Here is a 26,270-nt window from a genome sequence, read left to right on the forward strand (position 1 = left end):
CTCAAGTTACTTGAAGCTTCCAGCTTGAAGCTTGCCGCTATCTTTTAACGTGCAATCGTCTGCGTTTTCACGCCCGCTTCCAGCGCACCGGAACGGCCATACACATCTTCGTAGCGTTCGATGTCGTCTTCGCCCAGGTAGCTGCCGGATTGGACTTCGATGATTTCCAACGGGATCTTGCCCGGGTTTTTCAGGCGATGGACCGACGCGATCGGGATGTAGGTGGACTGGTTTTCAGTCAGCAGGAACACGTTCTCGTCGCAGGTTACCTGAGCCGTACCGGATACCACGATCCAGTGTTCGGCGCGGTGGTGGTGCATTTGCAGCGAGAGGCTGGCGCCCGGTTTGACCGAGATGCGCTTGACCTGGAAGCGGCCGCCCATGTCCACCGAGTCGTAGGAGCCCCACGGACGATAGACTTCCAGGTGGTTCTGGGTTTCGCTGCGGCCCTGCTCGTTGAGGGTGTTGACCATCTGCTTGACGCCCTGGACCTTGTCCTTGTGGGCAATCATCATGGCGTCCTTGGTTTCGACAACTACGATGTTGTCCAGACCGATCACCGAAACCAGTTTGCCGTTGCCATGGATCATGCAGTTGCGGCTGTCCTGGATGACGACGTCGCCTTTGGTGACGTTGCCGTTGGTGTCTTTTTCATGCACTTCCCACAGCGACGACCAGCAGCCGACATCGCTCCAGCCAGCCGACAACGGCACGACGCAAGCGCGTTGGGTTTTTTCCATGACGGCGTAGTCGATGGAGTTGTCCGGGCAGCAGGCGAAGGTCGCGGCATCGATTTCTACTGCACCGGCGTCTTCCTGGCTGCGCTCGAGGGTCAGCAGGCAGGTGTCGTAGATGTCCGGATCGTGCTTTTTCAGCTCTTCCAGGAAGCGGCTGGCGCGGAACAGGAACATGCCGCTGTTCCAGTAGTAACCGCCTGCTTCGACGAATTCGGCAGCGCGTTTTTCGTCTGGCTTCTCAACGAAGTGCGATACGCGGCTCACGCCTTCAGGCAGCAGGGCATCGGCGGTGGACTTGATATAGCCGTAGCCGGTTTCAGGCTTGTTGGCCGGTACGCCGAACAGAACCATTTCGCCGCGCTCGGCTGCGACGGTGGCCAGGGCCAGTGCGCGCTGAAGGGCTTTCTGGTCTTCGATCACGTGATCGGCCGGCATGACCAGCATCAGTTCGTCGTTGCCTTCATTGACCAGCATCATCGCAGTCAGGGCCACGGCGGGTGCGGTATTGCGCCCGAACGGCTCCATCAGGATGGCCTGGGTGTTGAGGTCCAGTGCTGCCAACTGCTCGTTTACGATGAAACGATGCTCCTTGTTGCAGACCACGATGGGCTCTTGCATACCCTCGAACACCAGACGCTCCAGAGTTTGCTGGAACAGAGTATGTTCGCCTGTCAGTGCCAGGAATTGTTTAGGGAATTGTTTACGCGAAAGCGGCCAGAGTCGTGAACCGCTACCGCCTGACAAGATCACTGGAATCATTTTGTTTCTCCAATAGCATTCAATAAGTCAATAAGGGCTGTACGTGGTTTCTGTCGTTTCTGTCTTGTTCTTGTACTGCGTCGGCGGGTCCGTGGCTGACAGAGGCCATGAACCCGCCAACTTGATCTTTAGCGAGTCGCTACTGGTGGCTTGACCCACACTGGCGAGAGGTTGCTGCCGCTGCCTGTGATGTACAGCACGGCGGCTTCGCCACGCTCCAGGGCCACAGGCTTCACGTCAGTAACTTTCTTGTCGCCGTCGTACAGCGCCAGGCTGACTTTGACCGGGTTGATTTCACGCTCGCCGGTGCTTTTGGCTCCTACGGTCTTGACCACTTCGGTCTTGCCGTCGGCAGTCTTCAGGGTCAGCGACTTGTCGCTGAGGTTCTGTACGCGAACCAGGGACTTCTGCTTGTTCTTGAACGGAGCTTCTTCAACCAGTTGCGGCTTGCCGCTGGCGTTGTTGACGATGGTGTAATAGTGATCACCCGCCAGTTTCACCGGCAGGGTCTGGCTGCCCAGTTTGGCGGTGTAGTCGCCCTGTGGCATGAAGCTGAACGCGGTGCTGCCCAGTGGCGCGACTTCGTTCAGGTTGGTGTTGCCGACGCTGGCGCTGATCTCGGCGTTGCTGGCGTTGTAGACGCGCACGAAAGTCGAGCCTTTCGGTGCGGTCGGGCCGTAGAGGGCGGAGTCACCGGCAAAGGCTTGCAGGGACATCAGGCCCAGGGTTGCAGCCAGCGCGCAGGTTTTGAACAGGCTTTTCTTGGCCGAACGATTTGGAGTGTGCTGTAGGGTCATAATTGAGTCCTCTCAGTTTTGCGCCTGGTCAGGCGACTCGGATTGTTTGGTGTTAAGGGCCAGGTTCTCTTGGCTATCACGTGACTTCTTCAACTCGGCGATCCACTTTTGATCGAACTCGCCCAAGTCGTTATGAGCAGGCAGATAACGCTCCGGGAACTCCCAGATAACCACTTGTGGTGGAGTGGTCTTGAACGCATCGGTTTGCAGATACTTGAGCATCGGCAGAATCGGTCCGTGACCGTCTTCTGCATAGTTGACGACGTCGCTGCGTAGTGCCTGCTTCAGTGCGCCGACGAAGTTCCAGTTAGGGTTGGCGCTGTAACTGGTGCCAACCAGGCCAACAGGAATTTCGGTGTCTGCAAACAAGGCATCATCACCGGCAGCAGTTCCTTCGACAGGATTTGTGCTGCGTTGTTGCAAATCATCTGGCTTTGGAAGCAAATTACTGAACAGCGGATCCAGTGGCAGGAAGTTGGTCAGGTCGCCTTTGTAAGGTGTTGCTTCTTTGGCCTGAGTAACGAATTGCTCGGGTTCACCTTCCAACGGAGTCTTGCTGGAAATCGCGACACCCAGTTGCTGCGCGGCCACTTCTGCACCCAACGGGGTCCAGTGAGTGTCGGTGCGCAGGAACACCTGGCCTTTCTGCTTGGCGGCCTGCAACGGCGCCAGCAGGTCAGGGGCGAAGATGCCGGCTTGCGCGACCTGCGCATGGAATTGCTGGTACAGGTCGGTGTGCAAGGTGGCCGGTTTTTTATCGCCCATGTGCTCGGGATACAGACGGGTCTTGGCTGGAACAATCGCCAGTACCAGTTCCGTACCCTGCTTTTTCAGCTCGTCGCGTACGCCCTGGATAATTGCCAGGTTGTCCGCTTCGTTTTTCTCGCTATTGGCAATGGCATCGAACTCTTCGTCGGTGTAGAGCCACTGGTCTTTGCCGACCACGACGCCTGGACGGCCTTCGTTGAACAGCTTGAAGTCCAGGGCAGCCCAGAGGTTGGTGCCCAGGCGCTTGATCGGGAACTCATCGTCGTAATGAGTTTCCGCCGCCTTGGTCCACTTGCCGTCGAGCACGGTGGTTTCAGCCGAGGTCGAGAAGTTGCTGAAACTGCGCAACGACCAGATACCCAGGATCACCAGCAGTGACATGAACAGCGTGACGTAGAGGATTCGTAATGAACGGGTCATGTCAGGCTCCTCAGAACTGGAAGTAAAGGAACGGCGAGAAGCTCTGCGCCGAAAGTTTGAGAATCGAAGCGATGAACAGCAGCAGGATCAGCGCACGCATGGCGTAGCGAGACCAGTCGGCAGTCCAGTAGGCCGGTTGCACCTGGGCGTTGGTACCGACGGTGTAGCCAGGCAGGTTGATGCTGCCAGGTGCGTCGCCAGGTACTGCCTTGATGGTGCCGGGCTCTGCGGTCGCCGGGCCGTCTGCCTTGGGCTTGTCGCTTTCCGAGCGGCCCTGGTAGAAGTCGCGCAGACCGAAGAACGCCAGAGTTGCGTAGGCCAGGATCAGCGTTGCCACTTGAATGCCGGTCAGGCTTGCACGGTTGAGTTCCGACAGGTTCCAGTCGCCGAAGCTGAACATGGCGCTGTACATGCGGCCTGCAACGTGCAGGTTTTCAGCACGGAAGATGACCCAGCCGATAACCACCAGCAGGAAGGTCAGCGCCCAGCGGATCGGGTTGAAGCTGTAAGGCTTGGTGTTGATGCCTACCGCTTTTTCGATCGCCAGCCACATGCCGTGCCACGCACCCCAGATCACGTAAGTGATGTTCGCGCCGTGCCACAGACCACCGAGCAGCATGGTCAGGAACAGGTTGCGATAGGTTGCGATTTTGCCGCCACGGTTGCCGCCCAGCGTGATGTACAGGTAGTCACGCAGCCAGGTGGAAAGGCTGATGTGCCAGCGACGCCAGAACTCGGTGATCGATTGGCTGATGTAAGGCTGTTTGAAGTTTTCCATGAAGCGGAAACCCATCATCAGACCCAGACCGATTGCCATGTCGCTGTAACCGGAGAAGTCGAAGTACAGCTGTGCGGTGTAGGCCAGTGCACCCAGCCAGGCATCGCCTGTGGTCGGGTTTTCCAGCGCGAAGCAATGGTCGGCGACAATGGCCAGGGTGTCGGCGATGAACACTTTCTTGATGAAGCCCTGCATGAAGCGCGTGCAGCCTTCGGAGAACTTGTCCAGCGTGTGCGTGCGGTTGTTGAACTGGTCCGCCAGGTCACGGAAACGCAGCACAGGGCCTGCAATCAGGTGCGGGAAGATCGCAACGAATGCAGCGAAGTCGATCAGGTTGCGCGTGGCCGGTGTATCACCGCGGTAGACGTCGATGATGTAGCTGATGGACTCGAAGATGTAGAACGAGATACCGATCGGCAACAGCACGTGGGTCAGGATGAAAGGTTCCAGGCCCATCGAGGTCATGGCAGCGTTGATGCTGTCCACACCGAAGTTGGCGTACTTGAAGTAGCCCAGGATACAGAGGTCTACGCCCACGCCGAGCAGCAGCCAGCGCTGCGCCGGTTTGGTCCTGACTCCACTGGCCCCGATCTGCAGGCCGATCCAGTAGTTCCAGACAGTGACGGCGATAAACAGCGCCAGGAAGTCCACACGCCACCAGGCATAGAAGATGTAACTGGCGATCAGCAACAGCAGGTTGCGGTAGCGTTGCCCGCTTATGTAGTACAAGCCGAAGAAGATCGGCAAGAACAGAAACAGGAACACGTTGGATGAGAAAACCATCCTTATCTCTCCGTTTGTCCAACATTCAAGGGCTCAAAGCCCCCCCAAACCCCCCATGAAATTCGGGGGGGAATACTGCATTTACCTGTGCCTGTTCTGTGGGAGGGAGCTTGCTCGCGAACAGCTCAGTCGCGAGCAAGCTCCCTCCCACAGAGCCATGCGTGAATCACGAACCGCCTTTGTCACCTTTGTCATGGGACGGGTCGTAGACTTTGGTCAGGTCGCCGCCCAGACGGAACGTCTTGAACGGTTGCATCTCATGCTTGTGTTCGATCACATCCGGGCTGCAGCTGTAGAGCGAGCAGAACGGTTCGAGCCAGGCGAATTTCGGATCTTTTTTCAGCTCGCTCATGTCCTGCTTCACGCCACCGCGGGAAGAGAAGTCGTCAGGATCCTTGACCCCGGCGAGTACGCGGTCACCCAGGCGTTTGAGCGCGCCGTTGTTTTCGTTACGCAGATCGATGCCATTGGCCAGGGAGAAGCTGGCGATCATGGCCAGCGGCGGCAGGGCGTAGTTGTGATACGCCAGTGCGCGCTGACGACGCTTGACTTCGTTCGGCAGGAAACCGTCCTTGTCGATCTGGAAGGCAGCGATCTTGTATTCCTTGATTGCCCAGTCGAACAGGTCGCGGCGGTTGGTGGCGACAGCGGTCGCCATCACCGACCAGGCGGCCCAGTACGAATGGTTGTTGATCTTCTCCATCGGCAGGTTGCTCCAGTCACTGACCACCTGGTCGGCCAGCTTGCTGAACCAGGCTTCGATGACTTGAGTCTGCTGCTGACGGTTGGCCAGCGGGCGCGACTCGGAGAACTTCAGGTGCAGATAGGACGAGGCCATGCTGCCCAGTGCCCATTTGCGCATGGACTTGCCGGTGTGGTTGAACTCACGGGACTCCAGCGCATCGGCCTGGGCCCAGGTGGTGAGCATGTTCAACGCACAGTCGAGTTGTTCCGGGCGGCCGTCACGCATGTACTGCATGACGACTTTGCTGATACCGCGCTCAAGGGTCGTGATGTCTTTGGTTGCATCGCGAAATGCTTCTTCGGACTCTTCATTGAGCGTGGCCCGAGCCTTGTCGGAGCCTTCGTACTTGCTGCGAAACACCAGCTTGTCGGTGTACGGCTTTGGCACGGCTTCACACTGGAAATCGTGGCTGCCGGTTTTCATTTTCTCGATAGGCGCCAGGTAACCCTGGGGGGGAACCAGCGCCGTGGTGGCGGATGCGCCCGATACCCATGCCATCGATGACAGGATTGCCATCGACAGCAGGGTAGGGCGTATCAGTTTCGGAGTCTGCATAAGTCACCTCATAGTCCGGCTTGAGCGGTGTGTTGCGCGCTGCCTGGGAACGCATTGCGCTTGCATACTTTTGCTTCGACTTTCAGTGGTTCTGTTCCGGCTTCCGGGCCCTGGATTTCAAGAGCGAGCAATTGTTGATTTGCCCAGTCTTCGTCCTCACGCAATTCAAAGGCGAAACGTCCGTCGGTATCGGCGGTGTCCGGCTTCTCGATTTTCAGGTCCTCGTGACGACCGTTCATGTACCAGAGTCTGGCCTGAAGGGTTTTCACCGAGGTGTCGTCGAACTTGATATCGATCTGGTTCTGACTGTTGCGGATGTCCTTGATGCCATTCTTGCCGTTGACCAACACTTCGTTGTTGCCCGGCTTGAGAGTGGTGCTGGCGCTCATCACCGCAGGCTTGCCTTCGCAACCGTTATCCAGCAGTGCCATCATCTGGCGGTAGATGGTTTCCTGGTCCAGGCGATACAGCGGCGAGAATTCCCAGATCAGGATCTTCGGTGGACGCTGCTGGAAGTCTTCGCTACCCAGGTACTGCAGCATTGCGCCTTCCAGACCGCCACCAGGGAACGCCACGTTCAGCACATCGGCACCGATGTATTCCTGGAGGAATCCACCGAAGTTGTAGTTCTTGCCGCTGTGACTGGTACCGACCAGGGTGATTTCCGGATTTCCGGAGTCGCCGAACAGATCGCCGTCACCTGCTTCGCCCTTGGGCTCGGTGGTGAACTGATCCATGTACTGAATCGCGTAGCTGGTGCCGCACAATTGACCAGCCATGTTGTGCAGGGTTCCGGTCTTGCCCATGCGTCCGGACTTGTGACTCTCGAATTCACGCTTGGGAATGTCGGCGTAGCCCGGAACTTTCTTCACGGTTTCGGCAACGATTTTCGCGGTGCGTTGTGCGCCGTACGGTGTCCAGTGCTGGTCGCCGCGGAAGTAGAAATCATGGGCCTGTTGCTCGTTGGTTAACGGCGACAGGTCGGGCACCCAGTAGCCCATCTTGCTGAATCGACCGAGCATGGCCTGATAGTTTTTCAGGGCCTTGTCGTAGTCGAATTTGTCGCGATCGGCAGGAAACAATTTGTTGCGATCTACCAGGCCGCGAGTCGGTTGATAGACCATCACCAGCTCCACGCCTTTGCTCTTGAAAGCCTCGTGCAGTTCTTTCAGGCGACGATAGCCGGCGGGCGTCGTGTCGAATTCGGTACGCAGGTCTTCCTGGGTACGGAACAGCCAGTCGCCCTCGGCCTGGATCAGGGTGGTGAAGTTCTGCTGATAGCGCGTGGTGTAGTTCTTCGCGTCATGGGCAGCAGGGCACAGGCTGCAGCAAGGCTCGGCCGTAAAGGTCGGCGCTTGCGAGTCATCTGCGCGAGCCGCACCAGCGGCGGCCATCAAGGCGGCGGTCAGGCTGGAGAGGCTCAATAGCTTGATCAGTTTGGCGTGCATAAAAATACCTTTCCTCATTCCCGCAGTTCGGTCTGGCTTTCAACGGGGTCGATCAATACGGCTTTCTTCTGACGTATCAGCAGGTCAAGGATCTCGTCCTGACGTTCACCCAGGATGCCATTGAGGCTGATGCCTACTTGTTTGGTCGGGGCGAGCATCGATACGCGATAAAGCTCCACGCTCAGGGGCGAGTCGATGGACAGCGGGCCGGAGCCGTTGCTGGTCAGCTCGCCACCTACCAGGATCAGCGACACTTCGGCGTCGAAGGGGTCCAGGGCGATGTCGCGGTCGGTATTGGTCAGGTCCTTGATGTGTCCGTAGACGCCCATCAGGCCGTTGGCCATGGCAACGTTTTCATAGAGCTTGATGTTCACGCTGTTACGCACGCGGATACCGTGACGGCGGTTGGCGATGACGCGGTTGCCCCACAGCAGGTTGTTGCCGCTTTCGTACAGGGTGATGCCGTCGGTGTGGTTCTGGTAGATCTCGTTGTAGGCGACGATGTTGTTGACGCTGTTACGGTCCAGTACCACGCCTGAGAGTTTGTTGTTGTGGCTCTTGTTGCGGAAGATGAAGCTGTTGTCCACTTCCCGGGAAATGATGATCCCGTGCTTTTTGCGGGTCCCGTAGACTTCGTTCTCGGCAATGATCAGGTTGTGCGAGCGGTCATGGGGGTCAATGCCATAGACGATGTTGTCTTTGTAGGTATTGCCCTTGACCACGAAGTCGCGGGTCTCGTAGCAGTAGAAGCCGTACCACAGGTCAAAGAACTCCGAGTCGACAATCCAGCCGGTCGGCTCGGGGCGCTTGAGGATCTTCGCGGTGTTGGGTGTGTACTGGGAAATACTGATGCCGTAGGACTTGCTCTGGTCATAGCCCATGCTCGACATCTTGGTATTGGCGATCCAGGTTTCGGAACCGCCCCAGGTCAGCAGGAATGGCCGGAACTCGTCAGGCTTGCGATACAGCGCCAGACCGTTGCGTTCTTCACTCCAGGCGTCGACCCTGGTGTGAGTGATGAGCAACTTGCCTTCGCTGACCAGGAACGAGCCTTTCTCCTGAGACAGGCGCAGTTCCCGGGTTCTCTTGTCGATCTCGAAGATGCCGGTTTCCTTGACCAGGATCGGCAGGCGAGCGATGTACACGCCTGGCGATACTTCGCTCAGAAACTGCTTCGGCACTTTCCTGGCCAGGTCCTGCAGGCTCACATAACCGTCGGAAATCATGATGGCCTGCGGGATGCCGCGTTGGCGGACAACCCATTCGGCCATCTTGTTATCGCCGCCGATGAACTCCTTCAGGCCCGTTTCTTCCATCATGCGCGCCACGGTGACTTTACCTGGCTTGCTACGATCGATCTTTTTCAGGGCCGCTTCAGCGGTGTAGCCGCTGATGTCCGGCAGTACAGGCTTTTCCATCGCCAGCGGCTCGATGGGCGCGCTGCTGACGGTGTAGCTCTTGGCCTGTTGCAGCTCCTTGACGATCGCCTGGGAGGCGACCGGCGCAGTGTTGGCCAGCGCAGCAGTGCTGGCCATCAGCAGCGCGCTGCTCAGCACTGCGCTTTCGAGCAGGGCGTGAGGCCAGGTGCGGTTACGCACATTGCTTGCTTGACTGTTCATCTCATCGCACTCCTTTGGCGGTTCGCATCAGAAGCGCCAGATGACGTCGACAATGGCGCGGTGCATGTATTCATCCACGCCGTTGTGGTAAGCGTCGCCGGGCTTGAAGACACCTGCACGCAAGCGCACCAGTGCCGAAGGTTCGTCGATCGACTGGCTTACCGACGCAGGCAGCAGGCCCTGTTTGAAATACTTGGTGACGACCAAATCCATTTCCTGACCCAGATCCTTGCGGCCGTCTTCCAGCGGCAGGGAACTGAAGGTGTTGGTCGGTATGCCGTTGGCATCGACGATTTCGCGATTCGGGTTGATGCCTGCGCCGCCGATACCCGAGTTGCCGTCCACGCGACGGAACTTGTGGTAGATCAGGGAAGCGTCGTATTCGTCGTTCATGCGCCACGAAGCGAACAGCGAGCCGGTTTCCACGTTGGCCATTTCGCCCTGGAAGGCTTCACCGAAGCGGTGAATCCGCGAGCGGGTGCCTGTCCAGTTGGAGCGGTTACTTTCCAGACCGTTCTGGACGTAGTCCTTGCTGGCGCGCGAGTAGGCGGCACCGACTTGCCATTGCGGATCGAGACGCAAACGAATGCCCAGGTCCGTGGCCCAGCCATTGAGGTCATTGCTGGTTTTCTGGCCGGCCAGGTACTGGTCGGTGGCCGGGTTGTAGATGGCACCGATTTCGTCGCGATTACCGGTCATCGCGGTCAGGCTGCCCCAGTAGTTGACGGTGTTGGTATTGCGATGGTTGTAGGCATCGCTGTCAGCCGTCAGACCCAGCCAGGTCAGGTCGCCATTGGACGTCTTGTCCAGATCGTCCAGGACTTCGTTCTGGTTCTTGAGCTTGCCGTCGTCCTGGCTGTGGTGGGCACGGATACCCACCCATTGGCCAGGTGTCCACTGGTAGCTGGCCGAGCCGAACAGGTGCAGGCGGTCTTCATCGTCCGGAGCCAGTTCGGTCAGGTCGGTGCGGTATTCGCTGAAGCGTTGTGCAGCGCCCAGTTCGGCACGCAGCAAGGTGGTGTCGAAGGTCCAGTTGATGGCTTCGATGTTGGTGTCGTGCCACTGACCGTCATCGTTGCGCAGACGCTGGCGACCTACCTTGAGGATTTCGCCAGGGTAGGGCGTGAAGCCGCTGTAGCCGATCCAGAATTCACGCAGTGCCGCGTAGCTCTTTTCGACTTCGCGCTCGCTGGAGTTGCCACGGGAGCGCTGGGTGCCGGTTTCGCCATTGTTGGAAGTGGTGGTCTGTTCCAGCGGGTCAGTCTGGATGGTGTCGGTGGCGGTCACCACCTGGCCCATGGCGTAAGCGCTCCAGTTGCCGCTCTGGCCGTAGACCCATGGACGCAGGTCCAGGCCCAGGCCCTGTACGTCACCGCCGGAGCGGGTGCCCAGGTCGCGGTCGTCTTCGGACTGAGCGCTGACCTTTACTTCGATACCGAAATTCTGTTCTTCAGTCAGCGCAGCCAGTGTCGGGCAGGCCCACAGCAGAGTAAAACCTAGGCCCATGCCGGCGGCCATCAGGGGATTCAACTTCATAGCGCTTCCTCACCGTCTTTTTCTTCTGTCAGGGTCTGAACCAGTACGTTCTGTCTGGCTGTTACGCCCCGAACCTTTTGTTCGCGTTGCAGCAACCCTTGGGCGGCGGCGCGTTTTTCAGGCGGTAGTTGAGCATCCAGTACCTGGGCAAGCTCGGTGGCTTGCGGTGTGCCTTGAGCCAGTGCCAGCTGGCCGAAGACCCAGGCGTTGACCGGGTCGGGCTTGGTGCCCTTGCCTTGTGAGAACAGTTGCGCGATGGCGAAATCGGCGCTGTTCTGGCCGCCACGGGCGGCGGTCAACAATTCATCCAGAGCCTTCTGTGGGTAGACTTCACCCAGATAGCCGCGACGGTAGATCTGACCCAGGTAGTAGTGGGCGGAGAGTTCGGTCGCTGCGGCTTTCTGCAGGTGCTCTTCGGCTTTCTTGGCGTCGGCCGGAACCCACTTGCCTTCGTAGTAGAGACGGCCCAGCAGCAGTTCGGCGCGGGGTTGGTCCGCAGCACGACCGTTGTCCAGGTATTCCATCATCTTGTTCACGTCACCCAGTTCAGGGAAGTCGTAAAGCAGTTTGGCCAGGGTGACCCACGAAATCGGGTAGCCGGGTGCGATATCTTCCAGCAGTTGCTGGGCAGTCTTCTCGTCCGGAGTACCGATCTGGCTGTCACCCAGCACACGGGCTACGCCGTCCACTCGCTGAGCACCGACGCGACCCGAGGCATGTGCGCTCTTGAGTTGCTCGATCAGTGCTGCCTGCTGCTCGGTCTGGCCGCGTTTCTGGTAAACGGTGGCCAGTTCGACGTAGCAGATATCGGTGCTGTTGAGTGCCTGCTTGCAGATGCTTTCGACTTCATCCAGGTGCTGGTCATAAGTGCCCTGGGTGCGATACAGCAGCACCTGGGCCAGACCGGCTTCCGGATAACCCGTGGCGCGCCACTGGTTGATCTTCTGCTGGGCATTCACGTTCGGGAAGCTTTGCGGGTATTGCAGGTAAAGCATGGCCAGCGGCAGCAGGGTGCCCGACTCACCATTGGCAAATGCCTTGGTGAGCAGCGCTTCTGCTTCGTGGTGCTCGGCCACTGTGGCATCGGGCTTCACGGCCAGCAGACGCCCCAGACGCGATTGCGCCCGAGGAGACGTTTCGGCAGCGGCACGATAGGTGGCCTCTGCCTCTTTGAGCTGAGCCGGATCTCCGGTGCTGACCTGGATGTCGGCCAGGCCGACTTGTGCATCGCTGTAGCCCAGGTCCGCCAATTGCCGATAGTTCTGCTGCGCCAGTGCGGTGTCGCCGTTTTTAAGGGCTTCATTGGCGAGGCGTTGATCGGGCAGGCCGGCGCAGCCGCTCAGGCCGATCGCGACGGCGAGGCTCAATAGCGTGGGGGTCGACAGGCGTCGTAGTGGGCTGTTCATGATTACAGACCCGCAGCCATGGCTTTATCGATCAGCCAGTTAACGGACGGGCCACGGTCGCTGACGACTTCGACAGGACGGCCGGCCAGGCTGCTGCTCAGGCTTTCGTCAGGCTGGATCTGTACACGGATGTCGGTAGACAGGTCGGTGTTGCTCAGGTTGCTGCTGCTGATGATCTTGCCGGTACGCAGTTGATCTTCGCCAGCGATCTGGAAGCTCACAGGAGTACCAGGCTTGACGTCGTTGAACTGGCGATAGGTGAAGCGTGCTTCGACAGTGGCAGGTGCGTTACGTGGCACCAACTGGAAGATCACCTGGCCTTTGGAGGCGAACTGGCCATCGGCAACCAGTTGACGAACCACAACGCAATCGCAAGGGCTGGTCATGGTGCCGCTCATTTGCTTGCCATACAGCTCTTCGATCTTGGCCGGTTGCAGGTCTTCACCGGTCAGGCTGCCCTTGAGCATTTCCAGCATGCTGGTGTTGAAGGTTGCCAGCGGCGCGCCTTTGGCGGCATCGCCATTGACCTGAACCAGGCTTTGCACAGTACCTTCACGAGGCATGGTCACATCCATGCTCGGCACCGATACCAGACCGGCCGAAGCGTGGCTGACGAAGTACAGGCCGTAGACGGTCTTGAAAATGAAGCCGAAGGCCGCCAGACCGACGATGAAAATACCCAGGCTGAAGGTCACTGCACGCAGACGACCCAGGGCGCTCATGCCTGTGGTTTCTTTCTTGTTCTTGCGAGCCTTGGTGAAGTTGTCACGCTGCAGGGTAGCCAGTACTTCACCCATGCTGACGATGTCGCCGCTCAGGTGGGAAGTGATGATGTGGCGCAGGGTGGCGATGTCTTGTGCTTCAAGGTTCTGGAACTGGCAGCCGATACGCCCGCTGGAGCTGATGGAGCGCACTTGCATTTCGACGTCCATGGCCAGGCCGAGGTTGTCGATGAGGAACTGCAGGCGACCCTTGATAACTTCGCCTTCGGTCATTTTGACGTTGCTTGGGGCAACGAAGCTGAGACCACCGGCCGACAGGTCTTCGACCCGGACCAGAGGAGCATTCTGCTCACCGTTGAGCAGGCGCAGCTTGGCTGGAACCTTGACCCGTGCGTGTTGGCGCTGGGCTTCGGATTCATGTACGACGTTCGCATTCACGGCTGTATTCATGGCTAATTTTCCTACTTGAGCAATTGATTCATTGGCCCGGTCACACCATCGTCAGCAGTACTGCGACGAAGATGGTGCCAGCTGAAAAAGTCATGGTTCGGGACGACCAGGTGTTGAACCAGCCCTGAAAGCTGGCCATGTCGCGGCTTAGTTTCGTGTCCTGACGCGTCCAGGACTGTCGATCCAGGCGGAAGAAAACGTAGATTTTCATCAGGGCGCCGACGATCTGGTTGTAATAGAGAATGATGGGGTAGGCAGGCCCTATCCTGTGTCCCGAGCAGGACAGCAGCAGTGTCAGGATCAGGCGGGTCATGCCGATCCACAGCAGGTACATCAGGATGAATGCGCCGCCATACTTGAAGCTGGCGATGATGGCGACGGTCAGGCCCAGGATGGATGTCCACATCGACACACGCTGGTCGAACAGCACAACGCTTGTGAACAGACCCAGGCGACGAATGCCCAGACCCAGTGCGCGGGAGTTCTGACGCAGGTTGTTGCCGTACCAGCGGTACATCAACTTGCGACTGGCCTTGAGGAAGCTTTTTTCTGGCGGGTGTTCAACGGTGTTGATGGCGGCATCGGGTACGTAGAACGTGTCGTAGCCCAGACGCATCAGGCTGAACCAGCTCGACTTGTCGTCACCGGTCAGGAACTTGAAGGTCCCCAGACGCCAGTGATTGAGCGAGTCGCTCTCCACGTCGGCAATGAACTCCGGATCGGTTACCACGGTGGCGCGGAATACCGACATGCGACCGGTCATGGTCAGGACGCGCTTGGACAGAGCCATGGAGCACATGTTGATGTGACGCTGGGCGAAACGCAGCTTGTGCCATTCGCTCATGATGTAACCGCCACGAACTTCACAGAACTCGTTGGTGGTCAGGCCGCCGACGTTATCGAACAGGTGGAACCACGGAACGGTCTTGCTGACGACGCCTTCATTGAGCACGGTGTCGCCGTCGATCACTGCGACCACTGCACGGTCATCGGGCAGGTGGCGCGAGATAGCGCGGAAGCCATAAGCCAGGCCGTCGCGCTTGCCGGTGCCAGGGATACGCACGAAGTCCAGCTTCACACGCTCAGGCGGGTTCATCTTGGTCCAGAGACTCTTGACCAGCAGCTCATCCGACATTTCCACCAGCGAGCAAACGATGGTGGTTGGCAGACCGCAGTTGATGGCTTCACGAATGACCGAGCTGTACACCTGGGCGGTGGTCAGGGCTTCGATACGGAAGCTGGTGACCATCAGAAACACATGGGATGGATCTGCAGCCTTGCCCATTTTTTTCAGCTTGCGGCGCAAGTGTGGATAGACCACATACAGAAACAGCATCCCCCGCACAAAGTGCGTGATGCCCATGGAGTAGCGCCAGATGCCGACAGCACCAATCAGGAAAATAAAGTTCCTCGACTGTGAGTCGAAGATACTTGTGGGCAATGCAGTTGCGATGCCCATTAATAAACTTAGGTAAAACAGCCAGCCTGCGGCCTCTAGTAGGCCGTGCTTTAGCCTGTCCATATCCATGATCTGTATCCCAAAGTCAGTTGCAAGCACCAAGCCCCAGGCTGCAAGCGGTAACGCTTGAGCTTGTGGCTTGGTGCCTGGCGCTTGCGGCTGATTTACCAGCAGATACCTTCAGCGCGACCGTCTTCGCTGGTCGGCTTGGACATGAAGCCCACCAGGTCTACAACGTGCTTGCCGTGTGGAGTCTGGTCGGCCAGGGCGCGGAAGCGCTCGTCACCGTTACCCAGGATGATCACGTCGGAGTTGTTGATGACCTCATCGAAGTCCGAGTTCAGCAGGGACGACACGTGAGGGATCTTCGACTCGATGTAGTCTTTGTTGGCGCCGTGTACGCGAGCGTATTCGACGTTGCTGTCGAAGATGCTCAGGTCGAAACCTTTACCGATCAGCATTTCGGCCAGTTCGACCAGCGGGCTTTCGCGCAGGTCGTCGGTGCCGGCCTTGAAGCTCAGACCCAGCAGGGCGACTTTGCGGGTGTCGTGGCTGGCCACGATGTCGAAAGCGTTCTGTACCTGGGAGACGTTGCTGCGCATCAGGGAGTTGAGCAGCGGTGCTTCCACGTCCAGGCTGCCTGCACGGTAGGTCAGGGCGCGAACGTCTTTCGGCAGGCAGGAACCGCCGAAGGCGAAGCCTGGGCGCATGTAGTACTGGGAGAGGTTCAGTTGCTTGTCCTGGCAGACCACTTCCATCACTTCACGACCGTCGACGCCGACTGCCTTGGCGATGTTGCCGATTTCGTTTGCGAAAGTGACCTTGGTGGCGTGCCACACGTTGCAGGTGTACTTGATCATTTCGGCAACGGCGATGTCCTTGCGGATGATCGGTGCGTCGAGTTCTTCGTACAGCGATTGCAGAACGTCACCGGAAGCCTTGTCGAACTCGCCGATAACGGTCATTGGTGGGTGATCGTAGTCTTTGATCGCGGTGCTTTCGCGCAGGAACTCAGGGTTCACTGCAACGCCGAAGTCGACGCCGGCTTTCTTGCCGGAGCAGTCTTCCAGGATCGGGATCACAACGTTGGCGACGGTGCCCGGCAGTACGGTGCTGCGGACCACGATGGTGTGACGGGAGGTCTTGTCACGCAGGACATAACCGATTTCACGGCATACCGACTCGATGTAGTCGAGTTCCAGGTCGCCGTTCTTCTTGCTTGGCGTGCCTACACAGATCATCGACAGGTCGGTGGCGCGGATGGCTTCGGAGAAGTCCGTGGTGCCGCGCAGTTTGCCGTTGCGAATGCCCTGCGCCAGGAGGTCTTCCAGGCCTGGTTCGACGATAGGCGATTTGCCGCTGTTGATAAGGTCGATCTTGGTGTTGGAGATATCCACACCAACAACATCATGACCACGTGCAGAAAGGCAACCGGCACAGACTGCACCGACATAACCCAAACCAAAGATGCTGATACGCATCGTACTCTCCTCGATTTTTCACGCCATAAAGTTGGCTGGATATTAATTTTGGCCAGCAGATGTCACACGCGAGTCAGTAGGGCTTCTAAAAGCCACTGAACTAACGCAGGCATATTTAATTAATGAGTGCCAAACAAAGGTGGCAAACTCAATGGCACTAAGTGCAAGTGGCAGGTCCCCTGATCGGGCCGTGCTCTCTTGTGTGTGGCAAACTACTCCTTGTATAGCGATCCTCGGCAGGTCGATCTGCAAGCCTTGGCTTTGACGATCTGGAGCCCTGCTCTATACACCGTTCACGGTGTTCGCTTGTCTACCTGACTCAATTAGTGATGTGAGTTTAAGTTCAGAGTCTTAAGTAGTGATTCCGCAGAATTACACTGGATCTCTGGCAACTTCCTTTTGCTCTCGCTGCGCTGTAAGTGATCTCTTACAGGGTTGTCGAGAATTGTTACGGGATGTAGGAGCCTATGGATTCGGGATTAGTTCCGGGCCGCTCGTCCTGTTTTTGAGAATTTTTCCGATCTGCTTTTGGTAGTTCATACTTTCAAAATGATGGCACTCTTGTTGGAGGCCTTATCAATAAAGGGGTTCCCGAGCGGCAATATTTTTTTGCCATTACAGGGAAGAGGCGCAGTGCCACTGCTCAAAAAAGTTGTCTTTTTTTCGAGAAAGTTCGTTTTGAAAATGAACGCCGCGTGGAGTGATGTTTATCCGGCGTCATAAAAATGGCGTAAAAGGTTTGAAATAGAGCGGCTGGCTTGCGTAGCGCCCCTGGCACTACGCAACATTGACGCCATCACTGCTCTGGAGTGTCGCGCAGGAAGACCAGTTTGTCCGTGGTCGATTGTTCGGAGCTGTAGCGGTAACCCTGCACATCGAATTCCTTCAGTGCTTCGGGTGTGTTGATCTGCTCGGTGATCACAAAACGGCTCATCATGCCGCGGGCTTTCTTGGCGTAGAAACTGATGATCTTGTACTGGCCGTTTTTCAGATCCTTGAATTCGGTATCGATGATGCGGGCTTTTAATGACGAGCGTTTGACTGCGGAAAAATATTCGTTGGATGCCAGGTTCAGCAGCAGGTCATCGCCCTGACCGGCCAGGGCCTGGTTCAGCCATTCGCTGATGCGCGTGCCCCAGAAGGCATAAAGATCCTTGCCACGGGCATTGGCCAGCTTCGTCCCCATTTCCAGGCGATAGGGTTGCATCAGGTCCAGAGGGCGCAGCAGTCCATAAAGGCCGGACAACATGCGCAGGTGATCCTGGGCGTAGGAAAGCTGGGCATCACTCAGTGTTTCGGCCTGCAGCCCGGTATACACATCGCCCTTGAATGCCAGTATCGCCTGTTTGGCGTTGTCGGGCGTGAAGGCCGGCGTCCAGCTGCCGAAGCGTGCCGCGTTCAAGCCCGAGAGTTTGTCGGACAGGTGCATCAGCTCGCCGATCTGTGCGGGTGTCAGCTCGCGAAGCTGAGTGATCAATGCCTGGGAGTGATCCAGATATTGCGGCTGGGTGTAGCGTGCGGTGGTCGGCGGGGTCTCGTAGTCGAGGGTTTTCGCTGGGGAAATCACCATCAGCATGAAGTCGTCTCCTTTAATCGTCGGCCGATTCTATGGGGTGATGGCGGATGACTCCAGCTATGGTGGCGATAGATGTGTTCATGGGCCGTGGCTTTGTAACGCGCAGGACATAAGACACTGCCCCGGATCAGCTATAGTGCCGCGCGGGTGATGGCATTGATATTGGATCGAGAGGGCATTGGTTTTGCGTATCGTTTTAGCAGTTTGCGCGTGTCTGTTCTGGTTTGAAGCTCAGGCGGCGGTGCCTGAAGTTGCCACCATTGATCGCAGCGTATGGCCCGAGCGTCTGGAGACGCCGGCCTTGTTCGATGTTGCCTCCCGTGCCGAGATCCTGGCTTTCGCCCATGCCTTGTCCGTCAGTGAAAACCTGGGCGAAGAAGGGCTCAAGCAACGCCTTGGCCTTCGTTATATCAACGTGCCGTCGTTGAACGTGGTTCGCCACCGCCTGTGGCTGCGCCTGCTGGAGAACTATCAGGCGGCCCAGAAGAGCTGTGAGGAAGATGCGAACTTCTGCGTGCTGGTCGAGGACATGGAGCAACTGCGCCAGCGCGCCGAGGAATATCAGGTTTCACCCGATTCCTTCTATACCGCCTGGGCCAGACCCAGTGCGGTCTTCCACGAGCGGTACCTGAACGAATTGTTGTACATGGCCGCCCTGTTTCCGCAGACCAGTAGTGAAATCGAGCGCTACAACTCCGATGAAATGAGCGGCGATGAAATGCCGGATCGCACCTTTGTGCTCAATTTCGACAGTGGACCGAGCCCGGCAGATGGCAATACGGACTGGCTGGCCGACTTCATGCGTCAGCAAAAAATGACGGCGACCTTCTTCGTGCTGGGTAAAAGCCTGCAGGCGCGCCTGGAAAGCAGCTCGGCCGCCAGTCTGCAGGCGCTCTACCGGCAGCAGTGCGTGGGGATTCAAGGCTGGGAGTATCGCTCCCACAGTAACTGGGTCGACTGGCAGGATTCCGTGCAGCGCAGTGCCGCCCTGGTCCAACAGGTTCTTCCGGACAACTTCGTACCGCTGTTCCGACCGCCTTATGGCCATCGTCGTGCTGACAGCGGCGAATACTTCCGTTCGCAGCATTTGCGAGTGTCGCTGTGGAATATCGACTCCCAGGACGCCATGGGGCGTCTCTCGGCCCAGCAGGTGGGTGACCGGGTGCTGACCCTCATGCTGCTCTGGCGCAAGGGCACAGTGGTGTTCCATGACATGGGCAACAAGGCGCAGTCGGCGTTGCCGTTGCTGCTGGCCAATACCGCACAAAGCGAACTGATCTGGGATGACTGCCGGAATTTCTCTGAAACCCAGGAGGAATAAGGGGTTGAGGGTATAAAGCGGAGAGGGTGGGGCAGGTTTTTTCGGCCAATCCGGCCTGAGGTGACTTCCGACTGTAAACGTGCCGACGGCACTCGCCAAGCGCTATTCGTCATACTGTGAAATAAACTTCAAAAAACTGTCAAAGAGCTTTTTTCTGTCATCGGTTTTGCTGTATTACGAGAACAGACCGCCGAAACCTGCAACACAGGTGGCGTCCTCAACGACCCATCTTGAGCAACATTCTTCCCTGCCTCAAGGGAAGGAACCGGCGGCCTTTTCGTGGCGCAGCTTTGTAGTGGTTCTGCGCCACCTGGCTTCTATAAAGGTGAGCGAGTATGGATGATCACGGACGCAACCCTTCCACTAACCAGCCTATCCTTTACGTGCTCGATACCAACGTATTGATCCATGATCCAAACGCACTGCTGAATTTCGAAGAACACCGCGTAGCCATTCCGATGACGGTTCTGGAGGAACTGGACAAGCTCAAGGACGGCAAGCATTCAGTCGCTGCGGAGTGCCGGCAGGCGATCCGCCTGATCGACAAGACTCTGGGGGAAGCCTCACCGGAAGAAGTCGAAAAAGGTGTGCCTATCGACCGTGGCACGGGCGTATTCAAAGGCTTCCTGTCGATTCTGATGAGCCGACGCGAGGAACCCAACAGCCTTCTTCCCGAGCATTTGAACGACAACATCATCATCAACCAATTGGTCGACCTGCACGCCCGCGACAAGGACTTGCGTCTGGTGCTGGTGACCAAGGACATCAACATGCGCCTCAAGGCGCGAGCCTGTGGCATTGCCGCCGAGGATTACAGCACTGACCAGTTGGTGGATGACGTCTCGCTGCTGTCGCGTGGCTACCACGATATTCCGGGCTCGTTCTGGGACCGGGTCAGCAAGGTCGAAACCCGTCAGGATCATGGCCGCACCTGGCATCGCGTGCAGTTGAGCGAAAGCCTGCCCGCGGTTCACATGAACGAGTTCATCATCGACGAGCAAGGCTTCGTCGGCTGGATCAAGGGCGTGCGCAGCGACGAGCTGCTGATTCTCGACATGCATCAGGAACCCTTGCTGCATCAGGAAGCCTGGGGCCTGAAACCTCGTGATATCTACCAGGGGTTGGCGCTGTTCGCGTTGCTCGATCCGGATATCCATCTGGTCAACCTGTCCGGCGCGGCAGGTTCGGGCAAGACCATCCTGGCGCTGGCCGCTGCCATCGAGCAGACCATGGTCAGCAAACGCTATCGCCGCATCATCGCAACCCGCAGCGTGCAAGGCCTGGATCAGGAAATAGGCTTCCTGCCCGGCACCGAAGCGGAAAAAATGGAGCCATGGTTGGGGGCGATCACCGACAACCTCGAAGCCTTGCACATGGATGACGAAAACACCCATGGCAGCGTGGATTACATCCTCAGCAAAGTGCCGTTGCAGTTCAAATCCCTGAACTACATCCGGGGCCGCAGCTTCCAGCAAAGCCTGATCCTGATCGACGAGTGCCAGAACCTGACACCACACCAGATGAAAACCATCATCACCCGTGCCGGTGCCGGTTCCAAAGTGGTCTGCCTGGGTAACCTGGCGCAGATCGACACCCCTTACCTGTCGGCCACCAGCTCGGGGCTGACCTACCTGACGGAGCGCTTCAAGGATTTCCCGAACGGCGTGCACATCACCCTGCAAGGGGTTCCACGCTCGGTACTGGCTGAATATGCCGAGAGTCATCTGTAAAGCAGCGGTAAGCGGTAAGCGGTAAGTTGCAAGCTGCAAGCTGCAAGCTGCAAGCTGCAAGCGAGAAGCCAGAACGTGGTTCGCTTGTAGCTTGCAGTTCTTGCCGCTTGTAGCTTGTGCCCTTGGCTAACTACAATCGCCTCTCCTGTTCAGGAGTAAGGTTGTGCTGACTCATCTCGATTCCCAAGGTCGCGCCAATATGGTCGACGTCACTGACAAAGCCGTGACGTCCCGTGAGGCTGTGGCTCAAGCGCTTGTGCGCATGTTGCCTGAAACCCTGAAAATGATTGTCAGCGGTGGTCATCCCAAAGGGGATGTGTTTGCCGTTGCACGTATTGCCGGTATTCAGGCAGCGAAGAAAACCAGTGATCTGATCCCGCTCTGCCATCCGCTGATGCTCACCAGCGTCAAGGTCGAGCTCAGTGCCCAGGGCGACGATGCGGTGCTGATCGTTGCGCGCTGCAAGCTGGCCGGGCAGACGGGTGTGGAAATGGAGGCCCTGACCGCTGCCAGTGTGGCTGCGTTGACTATCTATGACATGTGCAAGGCGGTTGATCGCGGCATGGTCATCGAGTCGGTGCGGCTGCTGGAAAAACTCGGCGGCAAGAGTGGTCACTTCATCGCCGAAGAGCCGGGAGCTGCGCAATGAGTGTGCAGGTTCAGTATTTCGCCCGTTACCGTGAAGCGCTGGGGCTGGACGGTGAGCGTGTCGAGGGCACTTTCTCCACCCTGGACGAACTGCGCCAGCACCTGCTGCTTCGTGGTGAGGCCTGGCAAGTGCTGGCCGAGCAGAACCTGATGTGCGCCCGCAATCAGGAGCTGTGCCAACTGGATGAGCCGCTGGTGGATGGCGACGAAGTAGCCTTCTTCCCTACGGTGACCGGAGGCTGAGCATGGTGATTCGCGTGCAAGCGGAGGCGTTCGACCCTGGTGCTGAAGTCAATGCGCTGCATGCGGCCAATGTCGGTATCGGTGCGGTGGTGAGTTTTGTCGGTTACGTGCGGGATTTCAACGAAGGGCGTGAAGTCTCGGGCATGTTTCTGGAGCACTACCCAGGCATGACCGAAAAGGCCTTGGCAAAAATCGTTGCAGAAGCCGAGCAGCGCTGGCCATTGCTCAGGCTGGAAGTGCTGCATCGGGTCGGCGCCCTGGAACCCGGCGAGCCTATCGTGTTTGTTGGCGTTGCCAGTGCCCATCGTCAGGCCGCGTTCGAGGCCTGCGATTTCGTCATGGACTACCTCAAGACTCGCGCACCGTTCTGGAAGCGTGAAAACACCGCCGAAGGCCCGCGCTGGGTCGAAGGGCGGCATAGCGATCAGGCAGCGGCGGATCGCTGGAAATGAGTGGGGGTGTTCGCGAATGAATTCGCTCCTACGAGGTGCGTAGGAGCGAAGAAGGTCAGGCCTTGTTGCGCACCACAGCCCGCAACAACTCGGTCGGTGGCATTTCGCAGCTGATCTTGTGACCCAGCTTCTCTTCGATGGCCGGGAGCTGATAGGAATCGTCTTCCCCGGCAAAGCTGATCGAAACGCCATCGGCGCCCGCACGGCCTGTACGACCGATCCGGTGTACGTAATCGTCCGGCACTTCCGGCAGGGTGAAGTTGATCACGTGGCTGATGCCATCGATGTGAATACCGCGGCCTGCGACGTCTGTCGCCACCAGAACCCGGATCTTGCCTTCGCGGAAACCTTCCAGGGTCTTGATCCGTTTGTGCTGAGGAACATCGCCTGACAGTTGCGCGGCGTTTACGCCGTCACGTACCAGACGCTCCTCGATGCGGCGCACTTCGTCCTTGCGGTTGGCAAAGACCATCACCCGTTCCCAGCCGTTGTCGGTGACCAGGTTGTACAGCAGCTTGTACTTGTCGGCTGCAGCCACCGCGTAGATATGCTGTTCGACGTTGCTGTTGGCGACGTTCTCGGCTTCGATTTCGACGATGGCCGGGTCGGTCGTCCATTGCTTGGCGAGGTTCATCACGTCATCGGTGAAGGTCGCGGAGAACAGCAGGGTCTGGCGCTCGCCCTTGTGCGGGGTCTGGCGAATGATCTGGCGGACCTGCGGGATGAAGCCCATGTCCAGCATGCGGTCGGCTTCGTCGAGGACCATCACTTCGACCATGTCCAGATGCACTTCACCGCGCTGGTTGAAGTCCAGCAGGCGTCCCGGTGTCGCAACCAGGATGTCGCAATGGCGTGCTTCGAGTTGCTTGAGCTGCTTGTCGAACTCCATGCCGCCCACGAACGTCATGACGTTGAGGTTGGTGTACTTGGTCAGCGCCGCGGCGTCCTTGGCGATCTGCACCACCAGTTCGCGGGTCGGGGCGATGATCAGGGCGCGGGGTTCGCCCATGTAACGCTCTTTGGGCGGCGGCGTCTGGGTCAACTGGGTGATGATCGAGATCAGGAACGCGGCGGTCTTGCCCGTACCGGTCTGGGCGCGACCGATAGCGTCCTTGCCCTTGAGGGTGTAACCCAATACGCCCGCCTGGATCGGCGTGCAGTACGGAAAGCCCAGGTCATGGATCGCGTGCATCAGTTCGGGGGCCAGGTCGAAGTCATGGAAGCGGCTTTTGCCTTCCTGGGGTTCGACGGCGAAATCTTCGAGCTTCCAGGCGACGACCGGCGGCTTGGGCGCGCGCTCTCGACGTGGACGTTCTGCCTTGGGCTTGTCGCTTCGGGCCTGCGCGGGAGCAGCGGGCTCCTTTGCCAGAGCTGGAGACTGGGCTGCACGATTCTGTGATTCGCCTTCAGGGCGAGTCGGGGATACGGGGCTGGATGCTGCGTGGTTGGGCGCGAGCTGCTCAGCCTCGCTTTTACCGAACATCTTTTTAAGTGCTTTGAGCACGGTCATCTCGTCAATTGATTAAGGAATGTACGCCGAGCAGTGTAATGCAAGAATCGGGCGCGGCGTAGTGTCATCCTTGGTTCGCTACAAAGGTGTCCGATCAGGGCGGTTCAAAGCTCTATTAAAGAAGACGTTACCGAAGTTTCTCGGCCAGCCAGATCTGGATGTCGGAAATTTCCTGGGGTAACACTTGATGACCCATTGGGTACTCTTTCCATTGTGCGGTTACACCCAGAGTCTTCAGGTACTCGTAAGCGGTTCGACCCATGGCGTTGTGGACCACTTCATCGTGAAAACCATGCAGGCACAAGGCCGGGATGCGTTGCTGACTGGCTGACAGCGTCATCTGGTCATTGAAGGTCGGCGCGTAAGTGGAGAGCGCCAGCACGCCGCCCAGCGGACCCTGCCAGCGTTTGTAGGCCGTGTGCAGCACCACGGCGCCGCCCTGGGAGAAACCGGCCAGGAAGATTCTTGCAGGGTCGATGCCGCTGTCGCGTTGTTGTTCGATCAGGCTCAGAACCTGTTGGGCCGAGGCTTCCATCTCATCGTGATCGATGGAGCGGGCTTCGGAGGTCATGCTCTTGATGTCATACCAGCTCGGCATTTCATAGCCACCGTTGACGGTGACAGCGCGTTTCGGGGCCTGGGGCAGGATGAAGCGCGTAGTGCTCAGTGTTTCCTGCAGGGCCTCGGCGACGGGCAGGAAGTCATAGCGGTCGGCTCCAAGGCCGTGCAGCCAGATGACGCAGGCATCGGGTTCGGCGGTGGGTTGCAGGATCAAGGACTCGCTCATGAGTGCTCCAATAGTGTGCGTTGGTTGTTTTTCTGCGCATTAATTAGGTGCGTGCGCAGTTTAAAAGTGAAAGAAGATGTCGCAAGGTTACAAGTTTTCGACTTGACCTGTCGCTAATTCGACATCGCCAGCATGATGGTACGGCCTTTGCTATGAAACGTGTGGAGTCAAAGCGCTCACATCGATCGGTAACACTATTAGGCTACTACTTGTGACGATCGAAGGCAGCACGGGAGTCCATGCGTCAGGACTCTTGCCATGATTGATCCTGTACCGCTCTGGTCCGGGGAAAATACGGGGCTTTGGTAGAAGGGCTATAAATGAAGGGTGAATGTGAGTGATGAGAGGTTCTCATACTCGATTCATGTTTAACGCCCAGCGTCGCATGACCCAAAAAAAAGCCAGCACGGGTCATTAATGCCTCACAAGGGTGCGGCGTGACTGAAGACCCACACAATAAAGAGCACACTGGAGGTTTGAATGAAGATGTTGAAATCCACACTGGCGGTCGTGACAGCTGTAGCAGCACTCGGCGTGACCGGTGCAGCTAACGCCGGTGCCACACTTGACGCTGTCCAGAAGAAAGGTTTTGTTCAGTGCGGTGTCAGCGATGGCCTGCCAGGGTTCTCCGTTCCAGATGCTACAGGCAAGATTACCGGTATCGACGCAGACGTGTGCCGTGCCGTAGCTGCTGCCGTTTTCGGTGATGCGACCAAGGTAAAATTCAGCCAGTTGAACGCCAAAGAGCGTTTCACCGCGCTGCAATCGGGCGAAATCGACATTCTGTCGCGTAACACCACCTGGACCAGCTCCCGTGATTCGGGCATGGGCCTGGTATTCGCCGGCGTGACTTACTACGACGGTATCGGCTTCCTGGTAAACAACAAGCTGGGCGTCAAGAGCGCCAAGGAACTGGACGGTGCAACCGTTTGTATCCAGGCTGGTACTACCACTGAGCTGAACGTCTCCGACTACTTCCGCTCCAACGGCCTGAAATACACCCCGATCACTTTCGACACCTCCGACGAAAGCGCCAAGTCGCTGGAAGGCGGCCGTTGCGACGTGCTGACCTCCGACCAGTCGCAGCTCTACGCACAGCGCAGCAAGCTGGCCAAGCCTGACGACTACGTCGTTCTGCCAGAAGTCATCTCCAAGGAGCCTCTGGGCCCGGTCGTGCGTAAAGGCGACGAAGAGTGGTTCTCCATCGTTCGCTGGACCCTGTTCGCTCAGTTGAACGCTGAAGAAGCAGGCATCACTTCCAAGAACGTCGAAGCTGAAGCCAAGGCCACCAAGAACCCTGACGTTGCCCGTATGCTCGGCGCTGATGGTGAGTACGGTAAAGACCTGAAGCTGCGCAAGGACTGGGTTGTTCAGATCGTCAAGCAAGTAGGTAACTACGGCGAGATGTTCGAGCGCAACCTGGGCGAAGCGACCCCGCTGAAAATCAAGCGTGGCCAGAATGCTCTGTGGAACAAAGGTGGCATTCAGTACGCTCCACCAATTCGCTGATTGACCCGGCGCCCGACAGGCTTTCAAGCCT

21 protein-coding genes are annotated in these 26,270 nt (G+C 57.9%); 6 read left to right on the plus strand and 15 right to left on the minus strand.

What is annotated here, in order from left to right:
* Nucleotides 1-44: 44 nt before the first annotated feature.
* The 13 genes from KGD89_RS04995 to yaaA all read right to left on the minus strand — a co-directional run bounded on the left by KGD89_RS04995 (nucleotide 45) and on the right by yaaA (nucleotide 18,039).
* Nucleotides 45-1,496, minus strand: a complete 1,452-nt coding sequence (locus KGD89_RS04995; RefSeq protein ID WP_025258712.1) for a mannose-1-phosphate guanylyltransferase/mannose-6-phosphate isomerase — start codon at nucleotides 1,494-1,496, stop codon at nucleotides 45-47.
* A 128-nt stretch (nucleotides 1,497-1,624) separates the two neighbouring features.
* Entirely contained in the window at nucleotides 1,625-2,293 is a 669-nt protein-coding gene (locus tag KGD89_RS05000) for an alginate O-acetyltransferase AlgF (protein WP_025258713.1), read from the minus strand.
* 12 nt (nucleotides 2,294-2,305) lie between these two features.
* Nucleotides 2,306-3,481: an alginate O-acetyltransferase gene (locus KGD89_RS05005; protein WP_025258714.1), complete on the minus strand. Its 1,176-nt coding sequence runs from the start codon at nucleotides 3,479-3,481 to the stop codon at nucleotides 2,306-2,308.
* 10 nt (nucleotides 3,482-3,491) lie between these two features.
* Entirely contained in the window at nucleotides 3,492-5,042 is a 1,551-nt protein-coding gene (locus tag KGD89_RS05010; RefSeq protein WP_025258715.1) for an MBOAT family O-acyltransferase, read from the minus strand.
* A gap of 166 nt (nucleotides 5,043-5,208) precedes the next feature.
* Nucleotides 5,209-6,342 carry a mannuronate-specific alginate lyase gene (locus KGD89_RS05015; protein WP_025258716.1) on the minus strand — a complete coding sequence of 378 codons (1,134 nt, stop codon included), beginning with the start codon at nucleotides 6,340-6,342 and terminating at the stop codon, nucleotides 5,209-5,211.
* 8 nt (nucleotides 6,343-6,350) lie between these two features.
* Nucleotides 6,351-7,790 (minus strand): alginate O-acetyltransferase AlgX-related protein, encoded by a 1,440-nt coding sequence (locus tag KGD89_RS05020; protein ID WP_025258717.1) that lies wholly within the window; start codon nucleotides 7,788-7,790, stop codon nucleotides 6,351-6,353.
* A gap of 14 nt (nucleotides 7,791-7,804) precedes the next feature.
* Nucleotides 7,805-9,409 (minus strand): mannuronan 5-epimerase AlgG, encoded by a 1,605-nt coding sequence (gene algG, locus KGD89_RS05025; RefSeq protein WP_025258718.1) that lies wholly within the window; start codon nucleotides 9,407-9,409, stop codon nucleotides 7,805-7,807.
* A 27-nt stretch (nucleotides 9,410-9,436) separates the two neighbouring features.
* Nucleotides 9,437-10,945: an alginate export family protein gene (locus KGD89_RS05030; RefSeq protein WP_025258719.1), complete on the minus strand. Its 1,509-nt coding sequence runs from the start codon at nucleotides 10,943-10,945 to the stop codon at nucleotides 9,437-9,439.
* Entirely contained in the window at nucleotides 10,942-12,351 is a 1,410-nt protein-coding gene (algK, locus tag KGD89_RS05035; RefSeq protein WP_025258720.1) for an alginate biosynthesis TPR repeat lipoprotein AlgK, read from the minus strand. The genes KGD89_RS05030 and algK overlap by 4 nt, the downstream gene beginning before the upstream one ends.
* A gap of 2 nt (nucleotides 12,352-12,353) precedes the next feature.
* Entirely contained in the window at nucleotides 12,354-13,523 is a 1,170-nt protein-coding gene (locus tag KGD89_RS05040) for an alginate biosynthesis protein Alg44 (protein ID WP_025258721.1), read from the minus strand.
* A 40-nt stretch (nucleotides 13,524-13,563) separates the two neighbouring features.
* Nucleotides 13,564-15,045, minus strand: coding sequence for a mannuronan synthase (gene alg8 / locus KGD89_RS05045; protein WP_025258722.1), 1,482 nt, complete (start codon nucleotides 15,043-15,045; stop codon nucleotides 13,564-13,566).
* 101 nt (nucleotides 15,046-15,146) lie between these two features.
* Nucleotides 15,147-16,463, minus strand: coding sequence for a nucleotide sugar dehydrogenase (locus KGD89_RS05050; protein WP_025258723.1), 1,317 nt, complete (start codon nucleotides 16,461-16,463; stop codon nucleotides 15,147-15,149).
* Nucleotides 16,464-17,259: 796 nt separating this feature from the next.
* Complete coding sequence (gene yaaA / locus KGD89_RS05055; protein ID WP_025258724.1) at nucleotides 17,260-18,039, minus strand: peroxide stress protein YaaA; 780 nt, start codon at nucleotides 18,037-18,039, stop codon at nucleotides 17,260-17,262.
* 184 nt (nucleotides 18,040-18,223) lie between these two features.
* Between yaaA and KGD89_RS05060 the strand changes: the two genes are divergently transcribed.
* The 5 genes from KGD89_RS05060 to moaE all read left to right on the plus strand — a co-directional run bounded on the left by KGD89_RS05060 (nucleotide 18,224) and on the right by moaE (nucleotide 22,433).
* The gene (locus KGD89_RS05060; RefSeq protein WP_038400205.1) at nucleotides 18,224-19,360 is read left to right on the plus strand and encodes a polysaccharide deacetylase family protein; all 1,137 of its coding nucleotides are present in this window, start codon (nucleotides 18,224-18,226) and stop codon (nucleotides 19,358-19,360) included.
* Nucleotides 19,361-19,695: 335 nt separating this feature from the next.
* Entirely contained in the window at nucleotides 19,696-21,090 is a 1,395-nt protein-coding gene (locus KGD89_RS05065) for a PhoH family protein (protein WP_025258726.1), read from the plus strand.
* Between the two features lie 163 nt (nucleotides 21,091-21,253).
* Nucleotides 21,254-21,739 carry a cyclic pyranopterin monophosphate synthase MoaC gene (gene moaC, locus KGD89_RS05070; RefSeq protein WP_025258727.1) on the plus strand — a complete coding sequence of 162 codons (486 nt, stop codon included), beginning with the start codon at nucleotides 21,254-21,256 and terminating at the stop codon, nucleotides 21,737-21,739.
* Nucleotides 21,736-21,981 carry a MoaD/ThiS family protein gene (locus KGD89_RS05075; RefSeq protein WP_025258728.1) on the plus strand — a complete coding sequence of 82 codons (246 nt, stop codon included), beginning with the start codon at nucleotides 21,736-21,738 and terminating at the stop codon, nucleotides 21,979-21,981. The genes moaC and KGD89_RS05075 overlap by 4 nt, the downstream gene beginning before the upstream one ends.
* Before the next feature lie 2 nt (nucleotides 21,982-21,983).
* Nucleotides 21,984-22,433: a molybdopterin synthase catalytic subunit MoaE gene (moaE, locus tag KGD89_RS05080; RefSeq protein WP_025258729.1), complete on the plus strand. Its 450-nt coding sequence runs from the start codon at nucleotides 21,984-21,986 to the stop codon at nucleotides 22,431-22,433.
* A gap of 55 nt (nucleotides 22,434-22,488) precedes the next feature.
* On the opposite strand, the gene rhlB is transcribed toward moaE, so the two are convergent.
* Nucleotides 22,489-23,943: an ATP-dependent RNA helicase RhlB gene (gene rhlB / locus KGD89_RS05085; protein ID WP_025258730.1), complete on the minus strand. Its 1,455-nt coding sequence runs from the start codon at nucleotides 23,941-23,943 to the stop codon at nucleotides 22,489-22,491.
* Nucleotides 23,944-24,070: 127 nt separating this feature from the next.
* Complete coding sequence (locus tag KGD89_RS05090) at nucleotides 24,071-24,730, minus strand: alpha/beta hydrolase (protein WP_025258731.1); 660 nt, start codon at nucleotides 24,728-24,730, stop codon at nucleotides 24,071-24,073.
* Nucleotides 24,731-25,210: 480 nt separating this feature from the next.
* Between KGD89_RS05090 and KGD89_RS05095 the strand changes: the two genes are divergently transcribed.
* Complete coding sequence (locus KGD89_RS05095) at nucleotides 25,211-26,239, plus strand: amino acid ABC transporter substrate-binding protein (protein ID WP_025258732.1); 1,029 nt, start codon at nucleotides 25,211-25,213, stop codon at nucleotides 26,237-26,239.
* Nucleotides 26,240-26,270: the final 31 nt, after the last annotated feature.

The organism is Pseudomonas cichorii (assembly GCF_018343775.1).
Lineage (GTDB): Bacteria > Pseudomonadota > Gammaproteobacteria > Pseudomonadales > Pseudomonadaceae > Aquipseudomonas > Aquipseudomonas cichorii.

Excerpts from the sequence above, each read along its gene's own strand:
- yaaA (WP_025258724.1), bottom strand. The coding sequence starts at position 18,039 with ATGCTGATGGTGATTTCCCCAGCGAAAACCCTCGACTACGAGACCCCG.
- KGD89_RS05030 (WP_025258719.1), bottom strand. The coding sequence starts at position 10,945 with ATGAAGTTGAATCCCCTGATGGCCGCCGGCATGGGCCTAGGTTTTACT.
- algG (WP_025258718.1), bottom strand. The coding sequence starts at position 9,409 with ATGAACAGTCAAGCAAGCAATGTGCGTAACCGCACCTGGCCTCACGCC.
- KGD89_RS05000 (WP_025258713.1), bottom strand. The coding sequence starts at position 2,293 with ATGACCCTACAGCACACTCCAAATCGTTCGGCCAAGAAAAGCCTGTTC.
- KGD89_RS05075 (WP_025258728.1), top strand. The coding sequence starts at position 21,736 with ATGAGTGTGCAGGTTCAGTATTTCGCCCGTTACCGTGAAGCGCTGGGG.
- KGD89_RS04995 (WP_025258712.1), bottom strand. The coding sequence starts at position 1,496 with ATGATTCCAGTGATCTTGTCAGGCGGTAGCGGTTCACGACTCTGGCCG.
- KGD89_RS05095 (WP_025258732.1), top strand. The coding sequence starts at position 25,211 with ATGAAGATGTTGAAATCCACACTGGCGGTCGTGACAGCTGTAGCAGCA.
- KGD89_RS05020 (WP_025258717.1), bottom strand. The coding sequence starts at position 7,790 with ATGCACGCCAAACTGATCAAGCTATTGAGCCTCTCCAGCCTGACCGCC.
- rhlB (WP_025258730.1), bottom strand. The coding sequence starts at position 23,943 with ATGACCGTGCTCAAAGCACTTAAAAAGATGTTCGGTAAAAGCGAGGCT.
- KGD89_RS05005 (WP_025258714.1), bottom strand. The coding sequence starts at position 3,481 with ATGACCCGTTCATTACGAATCCTCTACGTCACGCTGTTCATGTCACTG.
- KGD89_RS05050 (WP_025258723.1), bottom strand. The coding sequence starts at position 16,463 with ATGCGTATCAGCATCTTTGGTTTGGGTTATGTCGGTGCAGTCTGTGCC.
- KGD89_RS05040 (WP_025258721.1), bottom strand. The coding sequence starts at position 13,523 with ATGAATACAGCCGTGAATGCGAACGTCGTACATGAATCCGAAGCCCAG.
- algK (WP_025258720.1), bottom strand. The coding sequence starts at position 12,351 with ATGAACAGCCCACTACGACGCCTGTCGACCCCCACGCTATTGAGCCTC.
- alg8 (WP_025258722.1), bottom strand. The coding sequence starts at position 15,045 with ATGGACAGGCTAAAGCACGGCCTACTAGAGGCCGCAGGCTGGCTGTTT.
- moaE (WP_025258729.1), top strand. The coding sequence starts at position 21,984 with ATGGTGATTCGCGTGCAAGCGGAGGCGTTCGACCCTGGTGCTGAAGTC.
- KGD89_RS05090 (WP_025258731.1), bottom strand. The coding sequence starts at position 24,730 with ATGAGCGAGTCCTTGATCCTGCAACCCACCGCCGAACCCGATGCCTGC.
- KGD89_RS05015 (WP_025258716.1), bottom strand. The coding sequence starts at position 6,342 with ATGCAGACTCCGAAACTGATACGCCCTACCCTGCTGTCGATGGCAATC.
- KGD89_RS05065 (WP_025258726.1), top strand. The coding sequence starts at position 19,696 with ATGGATGATCACGGACGCAACCCTTCCACTAACCAGCCTATCCTTTAC.
- KGD89_RS05010 (WP_025258715.1), bottom strand. The coding sequence starts at position 5,042 with ATGGTTTTCTCATCCAACGTGTTCCTGTTTCTGTTCTTGCCGATCTTC.